The organism is Actinomadura chibensis NBRC 106107 (assembly GCF_001552135.1).
Lineage (GTDB): Bacteria > Actinomycetota > Actinomycetes > Streptosporangiales > Streptosporangiaceae > Spirillospora > Spirillospora chibensis.
The window spans coordinates 42,890-62,919 of the sequence record NZ_BCQP01000058.1 but is presented as its reverse complement, the minus strand read 5'-3'; the positions used below and the strand labels follow the sequence as shown (position 1 = coordinate 62,919).

Genomic DNA, 20,030 nt, shown 5'->3' with positions numbered 1-20,030 from the left:
TGCCCCAAGCAGTGACCCATCCCGGAAGCCACACTTCGTTGACCTGGGTTAAGGCCACTGTAACTGTCTCGCAAGGCGAGACGGATGTGACAGCTTGTGGATTGTCGGCTTAACATCGTGGTCGTGCGTTACTGGACAGAGCAGATGCTCACGAAGCGTCGCGCGGTGGACTTCTGCCGCGTGGCCGCCTCGCTCTGTCGCATGGCCTGAGGCATCGAGCCCTACCGCCCCCGAGCACTACCGATCTCGCCGCTCGTACGCACGCTTTCTCCGCCATGGAGCACCCCGATGCAGGTTGACCCACGTGGGCCGCGCTTCGCGGCACTCGTCACCACGGTCGTCCTCATCGCGGTCCTGGTGACCGGAAGCTGGGCACTGCTCGCCGCTCAGGCCGTCGTGTTCGCCATCGCGACCTTCCTCGGCCTCCGGTACGCCCCGTACGGTCTGGTGTTCAAGGTGCTGGTCCGACCCCGGCTCGCGCCGCCGGGCGAACTGGAGGACGCGGCCCCGCCCCGCTTCGCGCAGGGCGTCGGCCTCGTGTTCGCCCTGGTCGGGACGGCCGGTTACGCGACGGGGACCACCTGGCTCGGCATCGGTGCCACCGCCCTCGCCCTGGCGGCGGCGTTCCTGAACGCGGTGTTCGGGTTCTGCCTCGGGTGCGAGATGTATCTGCTCATCCGTCGTTTCACTGCGAAGAAAGTTCGCTCCGAGAGGAAGGTTCCCGCATGAGCCGCTCCGACGTCCTGGTGGACACCGACTGGGTGGAGTCCCACCTGGACGACCCCGGTCTGGTTCTCGTCGAGGTCGACGAGGACGTCTCCGCCTACGACAAGGGCCACATCCGTGGCGCCGTGAAGATCGACTGGAAGACCGAGCTGCAGGACCCGGTCCGCCGCGACTTCGTCGACAAGACCGGCTTCGAGCAGCTGCTGTCCGCCAAGGGCATCGCCAACGACGACCTGGTGATCCTCTACGGCGGCAACAACAACTGGTTCGCCGCGTACGCGTACTGGTACTTCAAGCTGTACGGGCACGACAAGGTGAAGCTGCTCGACGGCGGCCGCAAGAAGTGGGAGCTCGACTCGCGCGAGCTCGTCACCGACGTCCCGTCGCGGCCGAAGACCGAGTACACGGCCAAGGACCAGGACCTCTCGATCCGCGCGTTCCGCGACGAGGTCGTCGACGCGATCGGCACGAAGAACCTGATCGACGTCCGCTCGCCGGACGAGTTCAGCGGCAAGCTGCTCGCCCCGGCGCACCTGCCGCAGGAGCAGTCGCAGCGGGCCGGGCACGTCCCGACCGCGCGCAGCATCCCGTGGTCGAAGGCGGCCAACGACGACGGCACGTTCCGCTCCGACGACGAGCTCCGCGAGCTGTACAGCGAGGCGGGCGTCGACCTGAACAAGCCCACCATCGCCTACTGCCGGATCGGTGAGCGCTCCTCGCACACCTGGTTCGCGCTCCGCGAGCTGCTCGGCCTCCAGGACGTCAAGAACTACGACGGCTCCTGGACCGAGTACGGCTCGCTCGTCGGCGTCCCGATCGAGCTGGGCGCCCCCAAGTAGACCGACTCACCGGCCACGCCACGAAGTGCTCCGAGATGGAGGAGAAATGACCACGCAGGGATGCGCAGCGCCCGAACAGACGGCGCACCTGCCGGCGACCGTCGACCTCACCAACGAGGCCGTGATCCAGGGCACCGTCACCCGTGACGGCGCCCCCGTGTCGAGCGCCTACGCCCGCCTGCTCGACTCGACGGGCGAGTTCACCGCCGAGGTCGTCACCGGCGAGGAGGGCGTGTTCCGGTTCTTCGCCGCCGACGGCGACTGGACGGTCCGCGTCCTCGCGGCGGGCGGCGTCAGCGTCGACAACGCCGTCACGGCCAAGACCGGCGAGGTCGCCGGGCTGCAGGTCGCGATCTGACGCGCCGAGACGTCTAGCCGGACCCCGTCGCCCGCTCCGCGGGCGGCGGGGTCCGCTCTTTGCCGGTACAAGCCGGCACGCTCGGATCGGCGGCCCGCCCCGATACGATCGGGCGCGATGTTCGGAATGTCCGCGCGGTCGCCGCTGATCCTTCCGTGGGCGACGCTGAAGCTCGCGGGACGGTTCGCCCTGCCGCTCGCCCTCTGGTTCACGGTCGGCGAGCTGCTCCGCTACGGCGCGATGTACGCGGGCTACGAGCTCGGCACGAAGAAGGGCGCGATCGGGACGGTCGCGCCCATCACGACGATCGGGCTGCTGGTCGTCATCACGCTGACCGTCGCCGTGCTGATGGTGCACAGCGTCCGCGAGGGCCTCGACGTCGTCCACGCCCGGGAGGCGGACGGCGACCTGACGCCCTGGGCGGTCGGCAACGAGGAGTCGGTGATCGGCGCGACCGGCCGCGCCGCCCTCCCGTTCGTCATCTTCTACCTGGCCTGGGGCCTCCAGGCGGAGGACGCCCGCGAGTTCGCGAACATGGCGACGAGCCGCGGCTTCGCCGAGAACGGCGTCCAGGGGCAGATCGAGGGCCTCGGGATGCTGCTGTCGCTGGAGAAGCACGTCGGCCTCGCGATCGGCCTCACCGCCGGGCTGTTCGTCGTGAAGGTCGCCGCGGAATGGCGGCTGGAGGAGCGGCTGCCCCGCGCGATCGGCGCCCTCGTCGCCTTCTTCGAGGTCAACTTCGCGCTGTTCGGCATCTTCACCATCGACCACCTGCGCGGCGAGGGCGTCGACTGGCTGACCGCCCGGCAGGCGTGGACGTGGGTGACCGACACCGCCGGGCCCGTCCTCGACCTGTGGCCGCCGTTCAAGGACGCGGTGCTCGGCGCGCTGATCTGGCTGGTGATCGCCGGGGTGATCCTCGGCCTGGACGCGGGCGACGAGCAGGTCGTGCTCGGCCGCGGCCGGGCGGCGCGGCGGCTCGCCCGCGCGGGCGGCGTCGGCCGGACGGGCAGCGTCCGCGAGCTGCTCACCCGCGGCTTCCGCGAGATGTGGCTGCCCGCCTGGTACGGGCTGAGGCTCGTCCGCCGGTCCGGGATGATGCCGTTCGCTACGTTCTGCGCCCTGTTCGCCGGGCTGGACGTCGCGGAGGACGCGTCCCGCCGCGTCGTCTACGAGCTGATCGGCCCGCACGAGGTGACCTGGTGGATCCAGGCGCTGCCGTTCGTCGGATACGGGACGGAGCTCGTCTTCGAGATCCTGCGGATCTGCCTGCTCGCCGCCGCGTTCAACCTGGTGATGGCGCGGGTCAGTGCTCGAACCGCAGCGAAACCAGTGGTTCCCCCTGCTTCCGCTCCAGTTTCGGCGGTCGGACCTGCAGGTCCAGCGAATCAGCCTTGGTCCGGGGCACCGTCCCCCTGACCGTCACGCGCATCGGGACGCCCGGGCGCGGGGCGCCGTCCTTGATGCCGAGGGCCGACCATTCGCGGCCCTCATCGTCCAGGAACCGGTAGGTGAGGCCGTAGGAGTCGACCGATTTCGCGCTGGCCGCGTCCCCCGGACGGACGGCGACGGTCATTCGCAACTCGACCACGTCGTTGCCGTCGCCGCCGGTGAGGGGGCGGGCCGTCTGCCGTCCCATCACTTTCCATTGCGCGCCGACGAGTTCGCCGATCTGCCCTTCCCGGACGCTCGTCACCTTCTCCGGCGGCTTGAGGTTCTTCTGGACGTTGTTCCTCTCGTCCTTCCACTGGATGACGAGAATGGCGGAAACGGCGCAGACGAGCGCGATCGCCTGGAGAATCCGGCGGTCGAGCGGGCGTAGCCGTCCGGTCTCCTCCTCCGAATCCGGCCGGATGATCGGCTGGGGCCGGGTCTCCGCCGCCGTCATGGCGCGCCCTTCTCGACGTCGTACCGGTCGGCCGCCGCGCGGAGCAGTTCGGCCGCGCGGCCCGCGGTGATGCCGAGGTCGATGTCGGCGGCGGCGGACAGTTGCGGCAGGAGGCCGCCCGTCCCGACGACCAGGTGCGCGCCTTCGAGGCGGTCCTTCGGAAGCTCGAACACGAATGCCGCGGCCGTCCAGATCATCGGCTGGAAGGTCGGCTGCGAACCGGATACGGAGCCGGTGCGCGGGTCCTGCCGGTACGTGTATCCGCCCCGGGTCTCCAGTTCCGCCGTCCGCAGTTCGAGGGGCTCGCGTTCGCTCGTCGCCTTCGCCCGGACGATGAGGTAGACGCCGTCCGTCCCGATCGGGGGCGGATCGCCGAGGCTCAATCCGGGCGCGAGCGATTTCGCGGCGTCCACTTTCTCGACACGGACGGTGAAATCGCGGTTGGTCACGTCCGCGCCGATCCGGCCGCCGTTCCGGATCGGCTCCAGCGCCGCCGCCTTGACCTCCGGGCGGATGGAATGCAGCCACATCGCGGCGGCGAGCAGGGCCGTCCCGCCGATTCCGGCGCCGCAGTTCAGCAGCACTCTGCGCGCGTTCACCGGCGACTCCCGGTGGGCCGCGGCGCCGGGACGGCGGGCGTCCGCCCGGCGGGCGTGCGGACGGCGGGCGGCTGCGGCTGGACGGGGAGTGCGGCGACGTCGAGGGTGAGGCGGCCGGCGAGGGTGTCGTCCTCGCGGTCGACCGTCCAGTTGAAGGTGCTGTCGGTGAACCCGTGGTCGTACTTCCATTCGCGCAAGCCGACGGTCAGCTTGCGGGGCGCGTCCGCCGGGCCCATCTTCCACATCGCCGACGCCTCGACCGGCAGCCCCGGCTGGACGACGTCGGTCTTCGCCCCGGCCGCCACGCCCTCGATCCGCTCGGGCCGCACCCATTTCCCGGCCCTGGTCAGCGCGGACACCCCGTCCGACAGCCCGCCCTGGCCGAGCGACTCGGTCTCCTTGCCCTTGTTGACGACCCTCATCCGGACGATGAGGAAGCGCTCCCTGGCGCTCCCGAAATTGGCGGTCGCGAGCCCGATCCGCGCGTCGCGGACCGTGACGTCGAACAACCCGAGGTCGAGCGGACGCCCCGGCCGTTTCACCGGCTCCTTCGGCGTCTCCTTGAAACCGCCCGTCACCCACAGCACCGGCACGAGGACCGCCGCCGCGCACCCCACGGAAAGCGGCACCGCCCAGCGGCGCGTCCGCCGTCCGGCGGGCGGCGCCGGGGACGGCGGGGGGACGGCTCCGTACGACTGCACCCGCCCGATGGTAATGGCCGCGTTCCCGCCTTGCCGGAAACGTCCCCGGCGTCGAAGGGGCGGGAGCGCGGCGCCCGTCCTAGTCCTGCGGGCGGTCGGCGGAGACGCGGACGTAGCCGGGCCGCCACCCGCGCCGCCTGCCGAGCGGGATCAGCATCCCGGCCGCCACCACCAGCGCCGCCGCGCCGAGGGCGCCGCCGGTGATGCCGAGCGCCACGTTGCGCGTCGTCGGGTCGGTCCGGTCGGCCATCGCGATCCGCACCGGCTGCGCGGCGCCCGGCCGTCCGGCGGCGCCGACGTTCACCGCGGTCAGCGCCTCGAACGGGTTGATCATGCCGTGTCCGCTGCCCGCGCCCTTGCTGCCGTCGGCCGTGCCCTCGATCCGCTGCTTGACCTGCGCGGGCGTGATGTTCGGATACACCTGCTTGATCAGCGCGGCGAGCCCGGCGACGAACGGGGTGGCGAAGCTCGTGCCCTGCTCGGCGACCGCGTAGGTGCCGTCCGGGGCCGTGGTGACGATGTCCTTGCCTGGCGCGATGACCGAGACCGGGGTGGCCGGGTTGGAGAACGTCGTGACCTGGCCGTCGTGCCCCACGGCGCCCACCGAGATCACGCCCCGGTACGCGCCCGGGTACATGAGGCCCGGCACGGTGCCCTTCTTCGGGTCGATGTTGCCCGCCGCCGCCACCACGACGACGCCCTTCGCGATCGCGTTCTCGACGGACGCGCGCAGCCGCGGGTCGTCGCCGAGCGACTGGGTCGAGACGTTGATGACGTCCGCGCCGAGCCGCACCGCCGCGTCGATGCCCTTCGCGGCGAGCCCGCTGTCGACGCCGCTCGACTTGCCCGCGAACTTGATCGGGATGATCTTCGCGTCCGGCGCGACGCCGTAGAACGGGGTGACGCCCTGCTTCGCGGCGATGATCCCGGCGACCCAGGTGCCGTGGCCGATGCAGTCGTCCGGGCCCGTCCCGGAGACGTCGGCGCCCTTCAGCACCTGCCCGGCGAGCTGCGGGTTGGCCGCGGAGACGCCGCTGTCGACGACCGCGACCTTCACGCCGCGCCCGGTGGCGTGCTCGTGCGCGGCGCCGAAGTTGAGGATCTGCTGCGCCCAGGGCGGCCCGTTCTCGTTGATCTGCTGCGCGGTCATGACCCCCCGGGGCGCCTCGCACCCCTGCGGCGCCCGCGGCGCGGTCCGCGTGGCCGGTGTCGTGCGCGCGGGCGGTGTCGTGCGGGTCGGCGGCTTCGTGCGGGTGGCCGGTGTCGTCGGCGCGACCGGCGCCGTCCGTGCGGCGGGCGCCGCCTCGGCGGCGGGCGCCGTGAAGAAGGCCGCCGTGGGCGCGAGGCATCCGGCCAGGACGGCGACGGCGGTCCATCGCATGGGGGAGCTCCTTTCGCCGGACATGACTTTAGAGGACGTCCCGGACGGAACGCCGCCCGGCGAGGCCGACGCCGCCCGGCACAAAGCTGAGGCGCCATGGTGACTTCGTCCGATGGACGTGGACAGATGACCATGATGACCTATCCTTCGGTACCGACGGGGATACGGTCTGCTATTCCGGGACGTCCCGCCGGCGGAATTCCACCGGCGGACGAACCGATCGCGAACAATCCGTGTGTCGGACGACATCCAACACGTCCAAGGGGCGCCTTTGCCGGAGGGCGCCGGCGGGCGCGACGAGGCGAAGGGCGGCGGTGTGGGCGGCGAACTCAAGGTCAACCCAGCGCGGATCGACCAGCACGGCAAGGAGATCACGAGCGAGATCCGCCCGGCACTGGAGAAGGCGCGCAAGACCCTCAACGACAACGGGACGATCGAGGGCGGCGACTTCAGCATCACCGGCACGATGGCGTCCATGGCCTATCCGATGGGTCTCCAGTTCGTCTACGAGGACCTGAACACCCATCTGGAGATGCTCGACGGATTCTCCAAGAACCTGGCCACCGCCGCGAAGAACTACGGCGGCGCGGAAACGTCCAGCACGATCAAGTACGTCTGAGCGAGGGGGACGCGGCGATGGGCGCCTTCAATTCCTACGACACACTCATGGGCACCGCCGACATGGAGGTCGGCGTCGCGCAGTTCATCCTGCCTCCGGCCGTGATGATCGGGTTCCAGTTCAAGCTGGCGAAGGGCAACCCGACGAACCTGGAGAAGGCCAGCCAGTCGTGGGACGAGGCCGCCAAGGCCATCGAGCAGACGAAGACGCTCATGCAGCAGCGCCTGTCCGCCATCTCCGCGGAGGACTGGACGGCCGACGACCGCCCGGCCTACGAGAAGAAGGTCCAGGAGTTCATCTCGCAGCTCGACGTCCTGCAGATCTACTGCCAGGCCGTCAGCATCGCGCTGATCGCGTTCGCGTGGGTCCTGATGGTCTACGCGATCTTCGCGATCGGGATGGGCACGTTCCTCGCCGCGCTCGCCGCCGTCGCCGCCGCCGCGCTCGCCGGGATCATCACCGCGGAAATCACCGCGACCTGCGAGGCGATCGCCGCGACCTGCCTGACCATCACGATCGTCGCGACCGGCGTGCTCGCCGCGGCGGCGCAGATGGCGGCCATGGTGTTCCAGGGCGGGTCCATGATCGCGGCGGCCGCCGAGGCGTTCAAGGGCAACGACAAGGCGCTGTCGGACTTCATGACGGCGCAGGCCACCGGCTCGGCCGCCGCCCTCGCGAACCTCGGCCAGAACGCCGTCAACGCCGGTCTCGCCTTCGCCGGGACGCGCGGCCCAGGCAAGGGCTCGCCGATCTCCAACGTCGACCTCGACGCCGACCGCAACGCCAACCACACGTGGAACGTCGGCGGCGGCGTGACAGCGAAGACGCCCGGCGGCTACGAGGTCACCGGCGGCGGCCACGTCAAGTACGGCGACCACGGGTTCGCGGGCGGCGACGTGTCCGGCGGCGTCAAGACGCCGGTGGGGCTCGGCGTCAACGGCAACGTCGAGTACACCGACGAGGACGGCATCGGCCGGGGCGACCACGGCAGCGTCAAGTACGGCGCCGGGGCCGAGTACTCGACGCCGGGGTCGGTGAAGTCGGGCAACCAGGAGGTGCCGATCCCCACCGCCGGGGGCAAGGTCGGCATCGAGGGCGAGCACAACTTCGAGACGGGCCAGGGCAAGGTGTCGAGTTCCGGCAGCGCCACGGTCAACGGCGGCGACGTCGTGAAGGGCACCTCGGGCATCAACTACGACGGCAAGGGGCACACGTCCACGTCCGGCTCGGTCGACACCCCCGGCGGGACGAAGAAGTACGGCGACGAGACCCCGCCGTGGGACAAATGACCCTCTCCTGAGGGGCCTCTCTCCTTCGGAGGACGACTCCGGAAGATCGTCCGTGCCCTAGTATGTCCCGGACCAGCGAGAGCCCCCCGATACGAGAGGCACCCGTGGCTCCCACCAAGTCGGCCGACCCGCAGCGGATCGCCCTGCACGGCAAGGACATCACCGACGTCGTCGTCCCCCGCCTCACCAACGCCGGAAACGCCCTCAACAGCGACGGCACGTACAACCTGGAGGGCGGCGACTTCAGCATCGCCTGCACCGGCGCCTCCACCGCCTACCCGATCGCGATCCAGTTCGCCTTCGAGGACACCAAGCTCCTGATCGACACCGCCCAGGACTTCGCGAAGAAGATCGGCGCGGCGGCGGAGAACTACGCCAAGGCGGAGCAGTCCAGCACGCTGGTCTGAGCCTTTCCGAGATCCCCGACGAGAGCGACGCGACGAGGAGCGGGCGGACATGACCCAGCACGGAGGCCCCGGCGGCACCGGCGGCACCGGTGGCGGCGGCGGGAGCACCGGAGGCGGCGGCAGCACGGGCGGCGGAGGCGGCGGCACGGGCGGCGGGAGCACCGGGTCCGGCGGCGGGCGGACGGCCCCGTCCACCCCCGGGAGCCAGGCGCGCGGGAAGGGCATGGGCGCGGGCGGCGCCGCGGCCGGCGGCGCGCTGATCGCGGCCGCGACCGGCGGCTCCGCGACCGCCGTCGCCGAACCCCTGATGGACGCGGCGATCGCCATGGTCAGCGCCGCCGTCCTGCTGCCCCCGGCGCTCATGATCTCGTTCGAGTTCCGGCTGGCGAAGGGCAAGCCGCAGAGCCTGGAGAAGGCGGCGGCGCAGTGGAGCAAGGCGGCGGAGGAGATCCAGCAGGCGGCGAACGACCTGCAGAGCCTCGCCAAGGGCGTCCCCGAGCAGGCCTGGAACATGGACGACCGCCAGGGCTACGAGGGCAAGGTCGAGGAGTTCCGGGCCCAGGTCGACGCGCTGAGCACCTACCTCCAGGCGGTGTCGATCGCGCTGACCGTCCTCGCCTACGCGCTGCTCGCCTACGCGATCTTCGCCATGGGCATGGCGGTGTACATCGACGTCCTCCTCGCGCTGGCGGTGGCCGCGCTGGCGAGCATCGTCGGCGCCCCCTCCTACGGCGCGATCCTGTCGGCCGCCGCGACCGGCCTGACCGTCACCCACGTCGCGACCGCGATCCTCGCCGCCGCCGGGACGATGGCGGGCGCCGTGATGGGCGGCGGCGCCGGGCTCACCGCCGCCTACCAGGCCGGGCACGGCAACGACGGCGCGGGCGCCGCGTTCAAGGAGGCGATGGTCAACGGCTCCGCGGGCGCCGCCGCGAACCTGCTGCAGAACGCCGCGAACGCCGGGCTGTCGTGGGTCAACCGGTCGGACGGGACCACGATCAACGGCGGCCTTCCCGGCGGCAAGTCCGCGGGCGGCAAGGGCTTCCCGATCAGCGAGATCGACCTCGACGCCGACCGCAACATCAACGAGACGTGGACCTACGGCGGCGGGGTCAAGGTCAACACCCCCGCGGGCGAGACCGAGATCGCCGGGAACATCAAGAAGAACGAGCAGGGCTGGGCGGGCGGCGAGGTCGGCGTCAACCAGAAGGTGAACGACCCCACCGGCACTTACAACGGCACCGTCGGCGGCAAGGTCACCTGGGACGAGAACGAGAACGTCGGCGGCGGCTTCAAAGGCGGCGTCGGCGACAACAAGAGCGGCAGTAAGGCCGAATACGAGGGCGGCTGGGACGGCAAGGGCGACTACACGGACAAGTACAACGTGAACAGCCCGGTCTTCAACCGCGAGGGCTCCTTCGACCAACCGAAGGACGAGACGCCGCCCTGGGACAAATGATGACCGCCGCCCTTTTCACCGCCACCGCCCTCCGCCTGAACCCCGCCGACCTCTACGAATTCCAGGACGCCGAAACAGGCGCGACACAAGCCCGGCTCATCGAAATGGCGCGCGTCCGCTCCCCACGCGGCAGTTTCCTCACCCCCGACCAGGTGCAGACGCCCCGCCTCACCTTCGCCGTCCGAGCCCCCGACGGCTCGACGCTGATGTACGCCGACCGGGCCGAGCACCTGAAGCTCAACCCCATCGCCCCGCAAATGGCGTTCATCGGACCCGACGGCACGATTCTCGGCAGGCTGGAATACGACAGCCATTCCACGTTCCATGGCGGCGGCCGCGTCCTGGGCACGACCGACCAGGGCCTGAACCTGACCCCCGCCGCCCGCCTGCTGGACGCGAACGGGCGACCTTTCGCCGACCTGGTGTTCGAGCAGCCGCCGAACCTGGACCGTCCGACCCTGCCCGACGGCCGCGACGCCCGCACCGTCCGCTGGACCGCCCCCAACGGCGCCCACCTGGCCGAACGCCGCAACGGCGACCTCCACATCGACAACCGCGTAACGGGAGCCTGGCGCGCCCTGCTAATAGGCTCCTACCTGGCAACCGCGTTCGAATTCCACCTCCCCATAGCCAACGGCGACCCCACCGAAACACCCCCGGAAATCTACCCGGGCTTCACAAACGTCCACACCGCCTACGACGATTTCCAACACAGGTTCGTAGCGGAATACAGCACCCCAACCCGCACCCGAGCCTCCTCAGCCGTATTCCGCCCAGGCGTCCAAAGAGCCCACCTAGAACACCTCTACAAACTAGTATTCCCAATAGCAGTAGCCATAGCGGCAATAGTCCTAGTAATCCGCTTCCTCACCTGACGCCCGCTTCTTACGCATTTACGGATGGCGGCCGTCTTTGGTTGCGTATGCCCGGCTCGATGCGCCCTTAAATTCGGACAGGCGACTATGGTCGATCCTGGGACCCAAACGTGCTACGTGACCTACCCGGGCCCTCCTCGGGCATGTGACCGCCACGATTAGCAGCGCATCCATGCGGGCGGGTGCGACCGACCGGCGAATTGCCCCGTTTGGCCGTAAGGGGCAAAGCGATTCGTCGTCGTCGCTATCGGTAGATCCCTCGTTACTGTGTGCTCTAACATGCATGTCCGATTGACCTCAGGCGAGTTTCGGCCGCCCTGACAGAGGATGTGCATGGGGCAGAAGGACGCCGATCCGGTGCGGATCGACAAGCACGGACAGGATCTCCAAGAGATCGTCGTCCCGTTGGTGGACCGAGCCGGTCAGACGCTCTCCCAAGACGGTGCCTACAACCTCGAAGGCGGAGACTTCAGCATCGTCTGCTTCACGGCGTCCGCGGCCTACCCTGTCGCCGTCCAGTTCGCCTTCGAGGACCTCAAAGCGCAGAAAAAGGTCGCCGAGACTTACGCCGAGCGGCTGGCGAAGACGGCACAGAACTACGCGCGAGCAGACCGGCAAAGCAACATCGAGCGCTGACCGCAGTTCGGCAAGTGGAACGGAGGATATTCGGACATGACCCCTCCTGGCGGTACGCGCGGAGCGCCGAGAGGCAGGGCTCTCGCCGGTGGCGGCGCCGCGGCGGGCGGCGCGGGCGCGGCGGCGGTCGCGGGCTCGTTCATCCCGGGAAACTCCGTGACGGGGGCCGCGGAGTCCCTGATGGGCGCGGCGGTCACGATGGCGGCGTCGGCGGGCGTCCTGCCACCCGCGCTCCTGATCGCCTTCCAGTTCAAGCTGGCCACCGGCAAGCCGCAGAACCTTGAGAAGGCGGCGGGGTTCTGGGAGAGCGCCGCGAACGACCTGGAGCGAGCTTCGCGGGAACTGAAGTCCCTGGTCGAGGGCATTCCCCGACCCGCCTGGAACATGGACGACCGTGAAAAGTATGAGGAAAGGGTGGAGGAGTACCGCCTCCAGTTGGATTACCTGCACAACTACTGCATGGCCGTCCACTATGCGCTCATCTCATTGGCCTGGGCGCTCTTCGCCTATGCCATGTTCGCCATCGCCATCGCGGGCTTCCTCGCGGCCCTGGTCGCCGCGGCCGGTGCCAGCCTCGGCGCCATGTACGGAGCGTGCGTCTCGCTGGCGCAGACGGCACTCAACGTGACGTACGTCGTCACGGGGGCGCTCGGAATGGCCGGTCACGCCTGCGCGGCCGTCCTCGCCGGCGGTACAGCGGTGACCGCGAAGTACCAGTCGGACCACGGCAACACCGAAGCCTGGGCCGCCCTCAAGAAGGCCGCGGTAACCGGCTCGGCCGGAGCCGCCGCGAACCTCCTGCAGAGCGCCGCCAACACCGGCCTCGCCTACATGAACCGCTCGAACGGCGAGCGGAGCCCGATCCCGGGCCGCCGTAACGAGTTCTCGGGCACGAAGGGTTTTCCGCTCCAAGAAATAGATCTCGATGCCGACCGGAAATACGACACTACATGGAACGTGGGAGGAGGGGCCAAAGTCCAGGTTCCGGGAAAAAACGGCCCCGAACTCGAAGTGTCAGGCCACCGGCAGCACGGACCTGGAGGATATGCGGGAAGCGACTTCGAACTCAAAGGAAAAGAGTCCGGGCCTGGAGTCGACCTCACCGGTGGCATCAAGAAGGAGTGGGACGCCCAGGGGAACGCGAAGACCACCTATGGCGTCGGTGCTGAACAACCGGATGCGGGCGCCAAAGTCGACTACGAGGGCACGGCCGGGGTCGACGGGAAGGGCGAGAACAAGATGACCTCCGTGACACCTTGGGGAAGTCAGGAGAAGAACTTCGACCCACCATGGAAATAGCTACGGTGGTCATCAGGACCTCGGATGGATAGTCGTCTTGGTCCGCCGCGATTGCGCGTCCATATGCTGGGGCGTCGTCAGTACGAGTACTTCGACGCCGACTCCGGGCTCGTCGCCTCCGTGAGGCAACTGGAAGGTGGGCGTCCGCGCGGGAAGTTGGGGCGCATGTTCGCCGTCGAGCGTGACTACTCCCGTACCGTGCTTCAGGCGGTTTCGCCGGAAGGCGAGCCGGTCTTCATCATCGAGCGTCCGGACAGTTCGGCAGAGGGATCGGTAGCGCCGATCCTGTACGCCGCGGACGGGAGACGCATCGGTCGAATTGACAGCGATCCGCTGCTCGACGGTCGAGGAATGGACCGGTGGCGGATCATGCAGGACAGGTGGCGACTGCGTGATGCGGATGGAGCCATTCATTGCAACGCGGAGCAGCGGGTCTACCGGGGACTGTTCAAGGCGCCATCGGACAGCAAGAAGGTCGACTATGCCGACTCGGCCGGTATGCGCATCGCTCACTTCAACGGTAGATGGCTGCACGTGGAGTTCCCACTACCGGACCCGCTCCAGTTGCTCGTCGTCGCCTCGCCCATCGCTTTCGACCTCCTCGACGGCGCCTGACGAGACCCCGCTCTAGGCCCGCTGATGTGGGGGTTTGGTGGCCCCGGAGCGGTTGTGGCGTTCCGGGGCCGTGGGTGGGGGTTAGCGGGGGCCGGGGGAGCCGGGGCCCTTGTAGTTTTCCATTGCTTGTTGGGCGCGTTGTTGTTGGACGCCCAGTTCGCGGGCCAGGTCGCGGAGTTGGCCCGCGAAGCCGTTGGCGATCTTGTCCAGGGAGGCGAGGGCCTTGGCGGGGTCCACGGCCTTCTGCGGGTCGTCCGGGAGGTTGAACATCGAGGAGCTGGCCTCGCGGACCTTCGTCTGGAAGTCCTGCGCGGCGGCGTTCACCGCGGTGCGGATCGCGTCGCTGAGTTCGACGGCGGGGAGCCGCAGGGCTCGGGGGTCGAGGTCCAGTTTGGTCAGGCCGCCCTCTGACCTGTACTCGGCCACGATCCGGCCGTCGGCCGCCTCGCCCCGGCCGACGGCGGCCTTGATGGACTCCTGCATCTTCGTCAGGTCGCCCATCTGCTGCTGCATGTCGCGCTGGTAGCGCTCGAAGTCCGGCCCGAGGCTGAACTCGGCCATAAGGGGGTGCTCCTATTCCTGGTGTGCGGTCTGGATGAGGCGGGTGCCGTTCCTGCGGTTGATGAAGTAGCCGCGGCCGGGCGGCAGCGAGTGTCCCTTGACGTTGCCGAGCACGACGCCCTCGTCCTTGTTCCCGGACATGAGCAGGCCGGGCGAGCCCATCTCCTTGATGCGCTGGAGGACCGGGTCGTACATGGCGCGGCCCGCGCCGCCGAACGCGCGGGACACGATGACGTGCAGGCCGATGTCGCGCGCCTGTGGGAGCAGTTCCGCCAGCTGGACGACCGGGTTGCTGGACGTCGCGACGAGGTCGTAGTCGTCGATGATGAGGTACAGGTCGGCGCCGCTCCACCAGGACCGGTCGCGGAGCTGCTCCGGGGTGAGGTCGGCGGGCGGGAGCCGCTGCTGGAGGGCGCCCACGATGTCCTTGACCAGGCCCTGCGCGGCGGCCGAGGACGCGGCGTACCCGATCCGGTGCTCGGTCTCGGCGGCGTCCAGCAGCGACCGGCGATAGTCGATGAAGATCATCCGCGCCTGCGCGGGGGTGTACCGCTCGATCAGCCCGCTGGTGATCATGCGCAGCAGGTTCGACTTGCCGCACTCGGTGTCGCCGATCACGAGGAAGTGGGACTCGGACGCGAAGTCCAGGAAGACCGGCGACAGGCTCTCCTCGTCGATGCCGATCGGGATCCGCGAGCCGCTCTCCGCCGCCGCGGGCAGCGACGACACCGGCAGGACGGACGGCAGCATCCGCACCTTCGGCGCGCCGGGGCCGTCCCAGTTCTGGGCGACGGCGGCGACCAGCTTGCGGACGCCCTCCGCGAGCGTCGAGTCGTCCGGGTCGCCGTCCAGCCGGGGGAGCGCGGTGAGGCAGTGGTGCCCGTCGCGGGTCAGGCCGCGTCCCGGCTTGCCCTCCGGGACGTTGTCGGCGAGCTTCCGGTCGATCTCCGACTCGTACGGGTCGCCGAGCTTCAGCTCCAGCTTCGTCCCGAACAGGTCGCGGACGTTCATCCGGAACTCCGACCACTTGTTCACCGTCGCGATGACGTGGATGCCGTAGCCGAGGCCGCGGGCGACGAGGTCGGTGATGACGGGTTCGAGGTTCTCGAAGTCCTGCCGGAGGGTCATCCAGCCGTCCACGACGAGGAACACGTCGCCGTAGCCGTCGCCGGTGATCTCGCCGGACGCGCGCATCCGCCGGTAGGTCGGCATCGAGTCGATGCCGCGCTCGGCGAACTCGCGCTCGCGCTGCTCCAGCAGGGCGGTGACCTCGGCGACCGTCCGGCGGACGCGGTCGCCGTCCAACCGGTTGGCGACGCCGCCGACGTGCGGGAGGTCGGCGAGCCCGGCGAGGGTGCCGCCGCCGAAGTCGAGGCAGTAGAACTGGACCTGCTGCGGCGAGTGCGTCATCGCGAGGGACGCCATCAGCGTCCGCAGCATCGTGGACTTGCCGGTCTGCGGCGACCCGGCGATGCCCGCGTTGCCCGCCGCGCCGGACAGGTCGACGTACATCGGGTCGCGGCGCTGGTCGAACGGCTTGTCCGCGATGCCGACGATGGCGTGCAGCCGGTTCCGCCAGCCCTCGTGCTGGGTCGTCAGGCCGAGCCCGGGGACGACGGCGAGCGTCGGGAGCAGCTCGTCCAGCGTGGGCGGGGCGTCGAGCGGCGGGAGCCAGATCTGGTGCGCGGGCGGTCCGTGGTTCTCCAGCTGCTTGACGACCACGTCGAACAGCGACGCCTGCGACTCCTCCTCCGCGCCCTGCTGCTGCTCCTGCCCGTTCTCGATGACGTGCGGGCGGATGTAGTCCGGGATGTAGGGGACGATCTGCCGCACCACCTGCGGCCCCGCCTTCTCCTTGGGCTGGAGGTCCTCGGTGGCCGGGCCGGACACGTACGCGGCGCGGAACCGCGTCATCGACTCGGTGCCGAACTTCATGTAGCCGTGGCCCGGCGCGGACGGCAGCTCGTAGGCGTCCGGGACGCCGAGCACGACGCGCGACTCCTGCGCGGAGAACGTCCGCAGGCCGATCCGGTAGGAGAGGTGCGTGTCGAGGCCGCGGAGCTTGCCCTCCTCCAGGCGCTGCGACGCCAGCAGGATGTGGACGCCGAGCGAGCGGCCGAGGCGTCCGATCATGACGAACAGGTCGGCGAACTCGGGCTTGGCGGACAGCAGCTCGGAGAACTCGTCCAGCACCAGGAACAGCGTCGGCATCGGCTTCAGGTCGGCGCCCTGCTCGCGCGCCTTCTCGTAGTCGCGGAGCGACGCGTAGTTCCCCTGCGCGCGGAGGTACTCCTGGCGGCGGACCATCTCGCCGTGCAGCGCGTCGTACATGCGGTCGACGAGGGGGAGCTCGTCCTCAAGGTTCGTGATGATGGCGGAGACGTGCCTCAGGTTCTCCATCCCGAGGAACGTCGCGCCGCCCTTGAAGTCGACCAGGACGAAGTTCAGCACCTCCGACGAATGCGTCAGCGCCAGCCCGAGCACCAGCGTGCGCAGCGCCTCCGACTTGCCGGACCCGGTCGCGCCGATGCACAGGCCGTGCGGACCCATGCCGCCCTGCGCCGACTCCTTGATGTCGAGGTGGACGGGACGCCCCTCGGTGTCCACGCCGATCGGGACGCGCAGCCGGTTGCGCGGCGCCCGCGGCCGCCACGTCTCGTTCGGGTCGACGCTGAACGGGTTCTCGATGCCGAGCAGCGACGTCACCGTGGTGGCGCCGGACAGGGCATCCTCCATCGGGCCGGACGCGGCGCTCGCGCGCAGCGGGGCGAGCTGCCGGGCCAGCGCCTCGGCCTGCTGAAGCGTGATCGAGTCGGGCTTGCCGATGCGGGTCGCGACGTCCTTGCCGGTGCGGTCCTTGGTAAGACGCGCGACCTGCTCCTTGGTGACCCGCAGCCGCAGCATCGTCGGCTCCGGCGTCGGCGCGACGGACCCGGTCAGGTCGATGACGCACACGCCCTCGACGCCGTCGGCGGCGAGCTGGGAGTCATAGGACGCCTGGCCGCCGTCCATGATCACGATGTGGTAGGGCAGGTCGTCCTGGGACAGGCCGGGCTGGAAGCGCGGGCGGTCCTTCACCTCCTGGCCGAACATCGCCTCCAGCGTCGTCATGCTCTCGGCCATCAGCCGCACCGCGCCCGCCGCGTCGTGCTCGCTCGGGTGCAGGTTGTGCGGCAGCCACTTGATCCACTGCCACCACGGCATCCGCTCCCGCGACGCGCACACCGTGACGCGCACGTCGTCGGGGGAGTGGAACGTGGCGATCTGCGCGATCAGCGCCCGGACCATCCCGTACACGGCCTCCGGCTCGCCGGACGGGACGATCCGCGAGAACGACCGCAGCGACAGCGAGATCGGCAGGCCCGGGACGTTCGCGTGCGTCCGCATGAACCGGCGCAGCGCGCCCGCCGTCATCGGCTCCAGGTCCTCGATCGGCTTGGTCTCCGGCGCGATGAGCTGCACGGCGAGCTTCTGCGCGCCGCTCGCCAGCCGCACCTGGATGAAGTCGTCGTCGGACGGCCGCCGCTCCCACAGCCGGGCGCTCATCACCAGCGACCACAGCGACGCCGGGTCGGGGCTCGCCCACTCCAGCGCCTCGCGCTGCTGCTTGGCCGCCCGGCGGACCTTCTTGCGCACCTGCCCGAGGTAGCGCAGGTAGTCGCGGCGCTCGTTGTTCAGCTTGACCTTGCGCTCGCCGCTGCCGCGGCCGACCTGGCCGAGCATCATGCCGAACATGGAGACGGCGAACATGCCGCCCGCCACGTACTGGAGCGTGCCGCCGCCGCGTCCCGCCATCATGAAGACCATGGCGCCGGACCCCGCGAGCATCGGCAGGTAGGTCAGCACCGCCTGCATGCCCTGCGGGATCAGCTCGGGCAGCTCGGGCGGCGATTCGAGCAGGATCTCCCCACGCGGCATGGGCGGGGGGTCACGTCTCTCCCTGCGCCGGACGATGTCCGTGCTCACGCTAGCCGTCCTTCCGTCGCACCCCTGCGTCGCAGCGGGGGGTCCAGGGAACACTTCATCCGCGGTCGCCCACGCCGCGTGGCCGCGGGCAGGCCGGGATCAGGAGCGTTCGATGCAGCGGGCGGGGTGCGCCGTCGGCCTGCCGGCATCCTGCTGCATACCGTGTCGCGTCGTCGTGCCGTTACTCGATCGGTACGAATCGTAGGGCCATCGGTTCCGGCGTGCGAGCCGTGCGGGGCCCGCCGGTCACGGGACGGGTACACGCCGGACGCATCCAGACATTATGGTTGGCCCGGTTCACGTCACACCGAGGCCCCGCAGCCGAGGCACCGCGCATGGCAGCATGCTGATGCCCCGCCCCCCGTCCGCACCGGAAGATTTGCGAGGAAGAAGTCGTGAGTGCGCTCCCTGGAGCTGACCTCTGCCGGATCACGGTCGTCGGACCGAGCCGGCGGGTCGACATCGCACTGCCCTCCGACGCGACCTTCGCCGAGCTCTACCCCACGATGCTGCGCTACGCCGGCCAGAACCTCGCCGACGCCGGGCTGGCACACGGCGGGTGGGTGCTGCAGAAGCTCGACGAGGCGCCGTTCGACCCGTCCAGCACGCCGGCGCAGGCCGGGCTGCGCGACGGCGACCTCATCTATCTGCGTCCCCGGATGGCGCAGATCCCGGACCTCGTCTTCGACGACGTCCCGGACGTCGTCGCGACCGCCGTCAAGGACCGTCCCGGCCGCTGGCGCAACGACTCCACCCGCAGGTTCGCCCTCGGCTGGGGCGTCGCCGGGCTGGTCGTCGGGTCGCTGACGCTGCTGCTCGCGGGGCCGTCCTGGTACGCCCCGGCCGGGGCGGCGGGCGGCGTGGCGCTGCTGCTGCTGATCGCCGCGATCGCGCTGTCGCGCGCGCTCGGCGACGCGGGCGCGGGCGCCGCGCTCGGCTACGCCGCCCTCCCGTACGCGTTCCTCGCCGGAGTGCTCGGCCCGGCCGGCGACGACAAGCTCGGCGACATCGGATCGCTCCACCTCGCGGCCGGCTTCGGCGCGGTGGTGCTGGCCGCGACGATCGCCGGGTTCGCCATCGCGGACGGCCTCCCCGTCTTCTACGGCGCCGCCGTCGCCGCCCTCCTCGGGACGGCGAACTGCGCCATCGCGCTCGGCTTCGACATGGACGCCGCGGGCATCGCCGCCATCACCGTCACCGTCGCGCTCGCGCTGACGCCGCTGCTCCCCGGCGTCGCGTTCAAGATGGCGCGGGTGCAGTTGCCGCCCGTCCCGGGCAGCGCCGAGGACCTGCGCCGCGACACCCTGATGGTGGACGGCAAGGCCCTCCTCGACCGGACGGCCGTCGCCGACCGGTTCGTGACCGGCGGGGTGTCGGCGATCGGGCTGACCGCGCTCGGGGCCGTCGTCCCGCTGTCCCTGGACGGCGGCTGGGTGAGCCCGACGATGTGCGTCGTCCTCTCCTTCACCCTCCTGCTGCGGGCGCGGATCCTGCGGGGGAGGGCGCAGAAGCTCTGGCTCCTCATCCCGGGCGTCGCCGGGCTCGGCGCGCTCGCCCTCGCCACCGCCCTCGACACCGACTCGCAGATGCTGCTGCTGGTCGGCGTCCTGCTGCCCACGCTGATCGTCTCCGGTATCGCGACCGGAGTCGGAATGTGGCTGCCCGGTAACCGGCTGACACCGTTCTGGGGACGCGCCGGGGACATCCTGGAGATCATCCTGGTGGTCGCGCTCGTCCCGCTGGCGCTCGGCGTCGCGGGGGTCTTCGAGTACGTCCGCTCCGTGGTGGGCTGACGAGGCTGACGAGGAGGAG

Annotated in this window: 20 protein-coding genes; 14 read left to right on the top strand and 6 right to left on the bottom strand. The window is 70.2% G+C overall.

Going from position 1 to position 20,030, the window contains the following annotated elements; translation table 11 throughout:
• Window positions 1-144: 144 nt before the first annotated feature.
• The 5 genes from ACH01S_RS46865 to ACH01S_RS31600 all read left to right on the top strand — a co-directional run bounded on the left by ACH01S_RS46865 (window position 145) and on the right by ACH01S_RS31600 (window position 3,342).
• Complete coding sequence (locus ACH01S_RS46865) at window positions 145-210, top strand: putative leader peptide (RefSeq protein ID WP_353819285.1); 66 nt, start codon at window positions 145-147, stop codon at window positions 208-210.
• Window positions 211-288: 78 nt separating this feature from the next.
• A complete protein-coding gene (locus ACH01S_RS31615) occupies window positions 289-729 on the top strand; it encodes a DUF4395 domain-containing protein (RefSeq protein WP_067900070.1) in 441 nt (146 codons plus the stop codon).
• A complete protein-coding gene (locus ACH01S_RS31610) occupies window positions 726-1,565 on the top strand; it encodes a sulfurtransferase (RefSeq protein WP_067900068.1) in 840 nt (279 codons plus the stop codon). Before ACH01S_RS31615 ends, ACH01S_RS31610 begins: the two co-directional genes overlap by 4 nt.
• Before the next feature lie 46 nt (window positions 1,566-1,611).
• Complete coding sequence (locus ACH01S_RS31605) at window positions 1,612-1,923, top strand: DUF1416 domain-containing protein (protein ID WP_067900064.1); 312 nt, start codon at window positions 1,612-1,614, stop codon at window positions 1,921-1,923.
• 117 nt (window positions 1,924-2,040) lie between these two features.
• Window positions 2,041-3,342, top strand: a complete 1,302-nt coding sequence (locus tag ACH01S_RS31600) for a hypothetical protein (RefSeq protein ID WP_067900062.1) — start codon at window positions 2,041-2,043, stop codon at window positions 3,340-3,342.
• On the opposite strand, the gene ACH01S_RS43960 is transcribed toward ACH01S_RS31600, so the two are convergent.
• The 4 genes from ACH01S_RS43960 to ACH01S_RS31585 all read right to left on the bottom strand — a co-directional run bounded on the left by ACH01S_RS43960 (window position 3,230) and on the right by ACH01S_RS31585 (window position 6,492).
• Window positions 3,230-3,811 carry a hypothetical protein gene (locus ACH01S_RS43960; protein WP_148344776.1) on the bottom strand — a complete coding sequence of 194 codons (582 nt, stop codon included), beginning with the start codon at window positions 3,809-3,811 and terminating at the stop codon, window positions 3,230-3,232. The two genes, ACH01S_RS31600 and ACH01S_RS43960, sit on opposite strands and share 113 nt — an antisense overlap.
• Window positions 3,808-4,410 (bottom strand): hypothetical protein, encoded by a 603-nt coding sequence (locus tag ACH01S_RS43955; protein WP_148344777.1) that lies wholly within the window; start codon window positions 4,408-4,410, stop codon window positions 3,808-3,810. Before ACH01S_RS43955 ends, ACH01S_RS43960 begins: the two co-directional genes overlap by 4 nt.
• Complete coding sequence (locus ACH01S_RS43950) at window positions 4,407-5,111, bottom strand: hypothetical protein (protein WP_067900054.1); 705 nt, start codon at window positions 5,109-5,111, stop codon at window positions 4,407-4,409. The genes ACH01S_RS43955 and ACH01S_RS43950 overlap by 4 nt, the downstream gene beginning before the upstream one ends.
• Window positions 5,112-5,190: 79 nt before the next feature.
• The gene (locus ACH01S_RS31585) at window positions 5,191-6,492 is read right to left on the bottom strand and encodes a S8 family serine peptidase (protein WP_083981363.1); all 1,302 of its coding nucleotides are present in this window, start codon (window positions 6,490-6,492) and stop codon (window positions 5,191-5,193) included.
• 271 nt (window positions 6,493-6,763) lie between these two features.
• On the opposite strand from ACH01S_RS31585, the gene ACH01S_RS31580 reads away from it, so the two are divergent.
• The 8 genes from ACH01S_RS31580 to ACH01S_RS31545 all read left to right on the top strand — a co-directional run bounded on the left by ACH01S_RS31580 (window position 6,764) and on the right by ACH01S_RS31545 (window position 13,691).
• The gene (locus ACH01S_RS31580) at window positions 6,764-7,111 is read left to right on the top strand and encodes a hypothetical protein (RefSeq protein WP_246237199.1); all 348 of its coding nucleotides are present in this window, start codon (window positions 6,764-6,766) and stop codon (window positions 7,109-7,111) included.
• Between the two features lie 17 nt (window positions 7,112-7,128).
• Window positions 7,129-8,400: a hypothetical protein gene (locus ACH01S_RS31575; RefSeq protein WP_067900052.1), complete on the top strand. Its 1,272-nt coding sequence runs from the start codon at window positions 7,129-7,131 to the stop codon at window positions 8,398-8,400.
• Window positions 8,401-8,504: 104 nt separating this feature from the next.
• Window positions 8,505-8,807, top strand: a complete 303-nt coding sequence (locus ACH01S_RS31570) for a hypothetical protein (RefSeq protein ID WP_067900048.1) — start codon at window positions 8,505-8,507, stop codon at window positions 8,805-8,807.
• Window positions 8,808-8,856: 49 nt separating this feature from the next.
• Window positions 8,857-10,266, top strand: coding sequence for a WXG100 family type VII secretion target (locus ACH01S_RS46575; protein ID WP_067900046.1), 1,410 nt, complete (start codon window positions 8,857-8,859; stop codon window positions 10,264-10,266).
• Window positions 10,263-11,141, top strand: coding sequence for a hypothetical protein (locus ACH01S_RS31560; RefSeq protein WP_067900041.1), 879 nt, complete (start codon window positions 10,263-10,265; stop codon window positions 11,139-11,141). Before ACH01S_RS46575 ends, ACH01S_RS31560 begins: the two co-directional genes overlap by 4 nt.
• A gap of 333 nt (window positions 11,142-11,474) precedes the next feature.
• Window positions 11,475-11,777: a hypothetical protein gene (locus ACH01S_RS31555; RefSeq protein WP_067900038.1), complete on the top strand. Its 303-nt coding sequence runs from the start codon at window positions 11,475-11,477 to the stop codon at window positions 11,775-11,777.
• A 180-nt stretch (window positions 11,778-11,957) separates the two neighbouring features.
• A complete protein-coding gene (locus ACH01S_RS31550) occupies window positions 11,958-13,076 on the top strand; it encodes a hypothetical protein (RefSeq protein WP_148344779.1) in 1,119 nt (372 codons plus the stop codon).
• 165 nt (window positions 13,077-13,241) lie between these two features.
• Entirely contained in the window at window positions 13,242-13,691 is a 450-nt protein-coding gene (locus tag ACH01S_RS31545) for a hypothetical protein (RefSeq protein ID WP_148344780.1), read from the top strand.
• Window positions 13,692-13,772: 81 nt separating this feature from the next.
• On the opposite strand, the gene ACH01S_RS31540 is transcribed toward ACH01S_RS31545, so the two are convergent.
• Entirely contained in the window at window positions 13,773-14,252 is a 480-nt protein-coding gene (locus ACH01S_RS31540) for a YbaB/EbfC family nucleoid-associated protein (RefSeq protein ID WP_067900028.1), read from the bottom strand.
• 12 nt (window positions 14,253-14,264) lie between these two features.
• The gene (eccCa, locus tag ACH01S_RS31535) at window positions 14,265-18,218 is read right to left on the bottom strand and encodes a type VII secretion protein EccCa (RefSeq protein WP_067900025.1); all 3,954 of its coding nucleotides are present in this window, start codon (window positions 18,216-18,218) and stop codon (window positions 14,265-14,267) included.
• Window positions 18,219-18,613: 395 nt separating this feature from the next.
• On the opposite strand from eccCa, the gene eccD reads away from it, so the two are divergent.
• Window positions 18,614-20,011 (top strand): type VII secretion integral membrane protein EccD, encoded by a 1,398-nt coding sequence (eccD, locus tag ACH01S_RS31530; RefSeq protein WP_067900021.1) that lies wholly within the window; start codon window positions 18,614-18,616, stop codon window positions 20,009-20,011.
• The last annotated feature ends 19 nt before the right edge of the window (window positions 20,012-20,030 follow it).

Coding starts and splice junctions, on each gene's coding strand:
- ACH01S_RS31615 (WP_067900070.1), top strand. CDS start 289: ATGCAGGTTGACCCACGTGGGCCGCGCTTCGCGGCACTCGTCACCACG.
- ACH01S_RS31610 (WP_067900068.1), top strand. CDS start 726: ATGAGCCGCTCCGACGTCCTGGTGGACACCGACTGGGTGGAGTCCCAC.
- ACH01S_RS31605 (WP_067900064.1), top strand. CDS start 1,612: ATGACCACGCAGGGATGCGCAGCGCCCGAACAGACGGCGCACCTGCCG.
- ACH01S_RS31600 (WP_067900062.1), top strand. CDS start 2,041: ATGTTCGGAATGTCCGCGCGGTCGCCGCTGATCCTTCCGTGGGCGACG.
- ACH01S_RS43960 (WP_148344776.1), bottom strand. CDS start 3,811: ATGACGGCGGCGGAGACCCGGCCCCAGCCGATCATCCGGCCGGATTCG.
- ACH01S_RS31585 (WP_083981363.1), bottom strand. CDS start 6,492: ATGCGATGGACCGCCGTCGCCGTCCTGGCCGGATGCCTCGCGCCCACG.
- ACH01S_RS31575 (WP_067900052.1), top strand. CDS start 7,129: ATGGGCGCCTTCAATTCCTACGACACACTCATGGGCACCGCCGACATG.
- ACH01S_RS46575 (WP_067900046.1), top strand. CDS start 8,857: ATGACCCAGCACGGAGGCCCCGGCGGCACCGGCGGCACCGGTGGCGGC.
- ACH01S_RS31560 (WP_067900041.1), top strand. CDS start 10,263: ATGATGACCGCCGCCCTTTTCACCGCCACCGCCCTCCGCCTGAACCCC.
- ACH01S_RS31555 (WP_067900038.1), top strand. CDS start 11,475: ATGGGGCAGAAGGACGCCGATCCGGTGCGGATCGACAAGCACGGACAG.
- ACH01S_RS31550 (WP_148344779.1), top strand. CDS start 11,958: ATGGGCGCGGCGGTCACGATGGCGGCGTCGGCGGGCGTCCTGCCACCC.
- ACH01S_RS31545 (WP_148344780.1), top strand. CDS start 13,242: ATGTTCGCCGTCGAGCGTGACTACTCCCGTACCGTGCTTCAGGCGGTT.
- ACH01S_RS31540 (WP_067900028.1), bottom strand. CDS start 14,252: ATGGCCGAGTTCAGCCTCGGGCCGGACTTCGAGCGCTACCAGCGCGAC.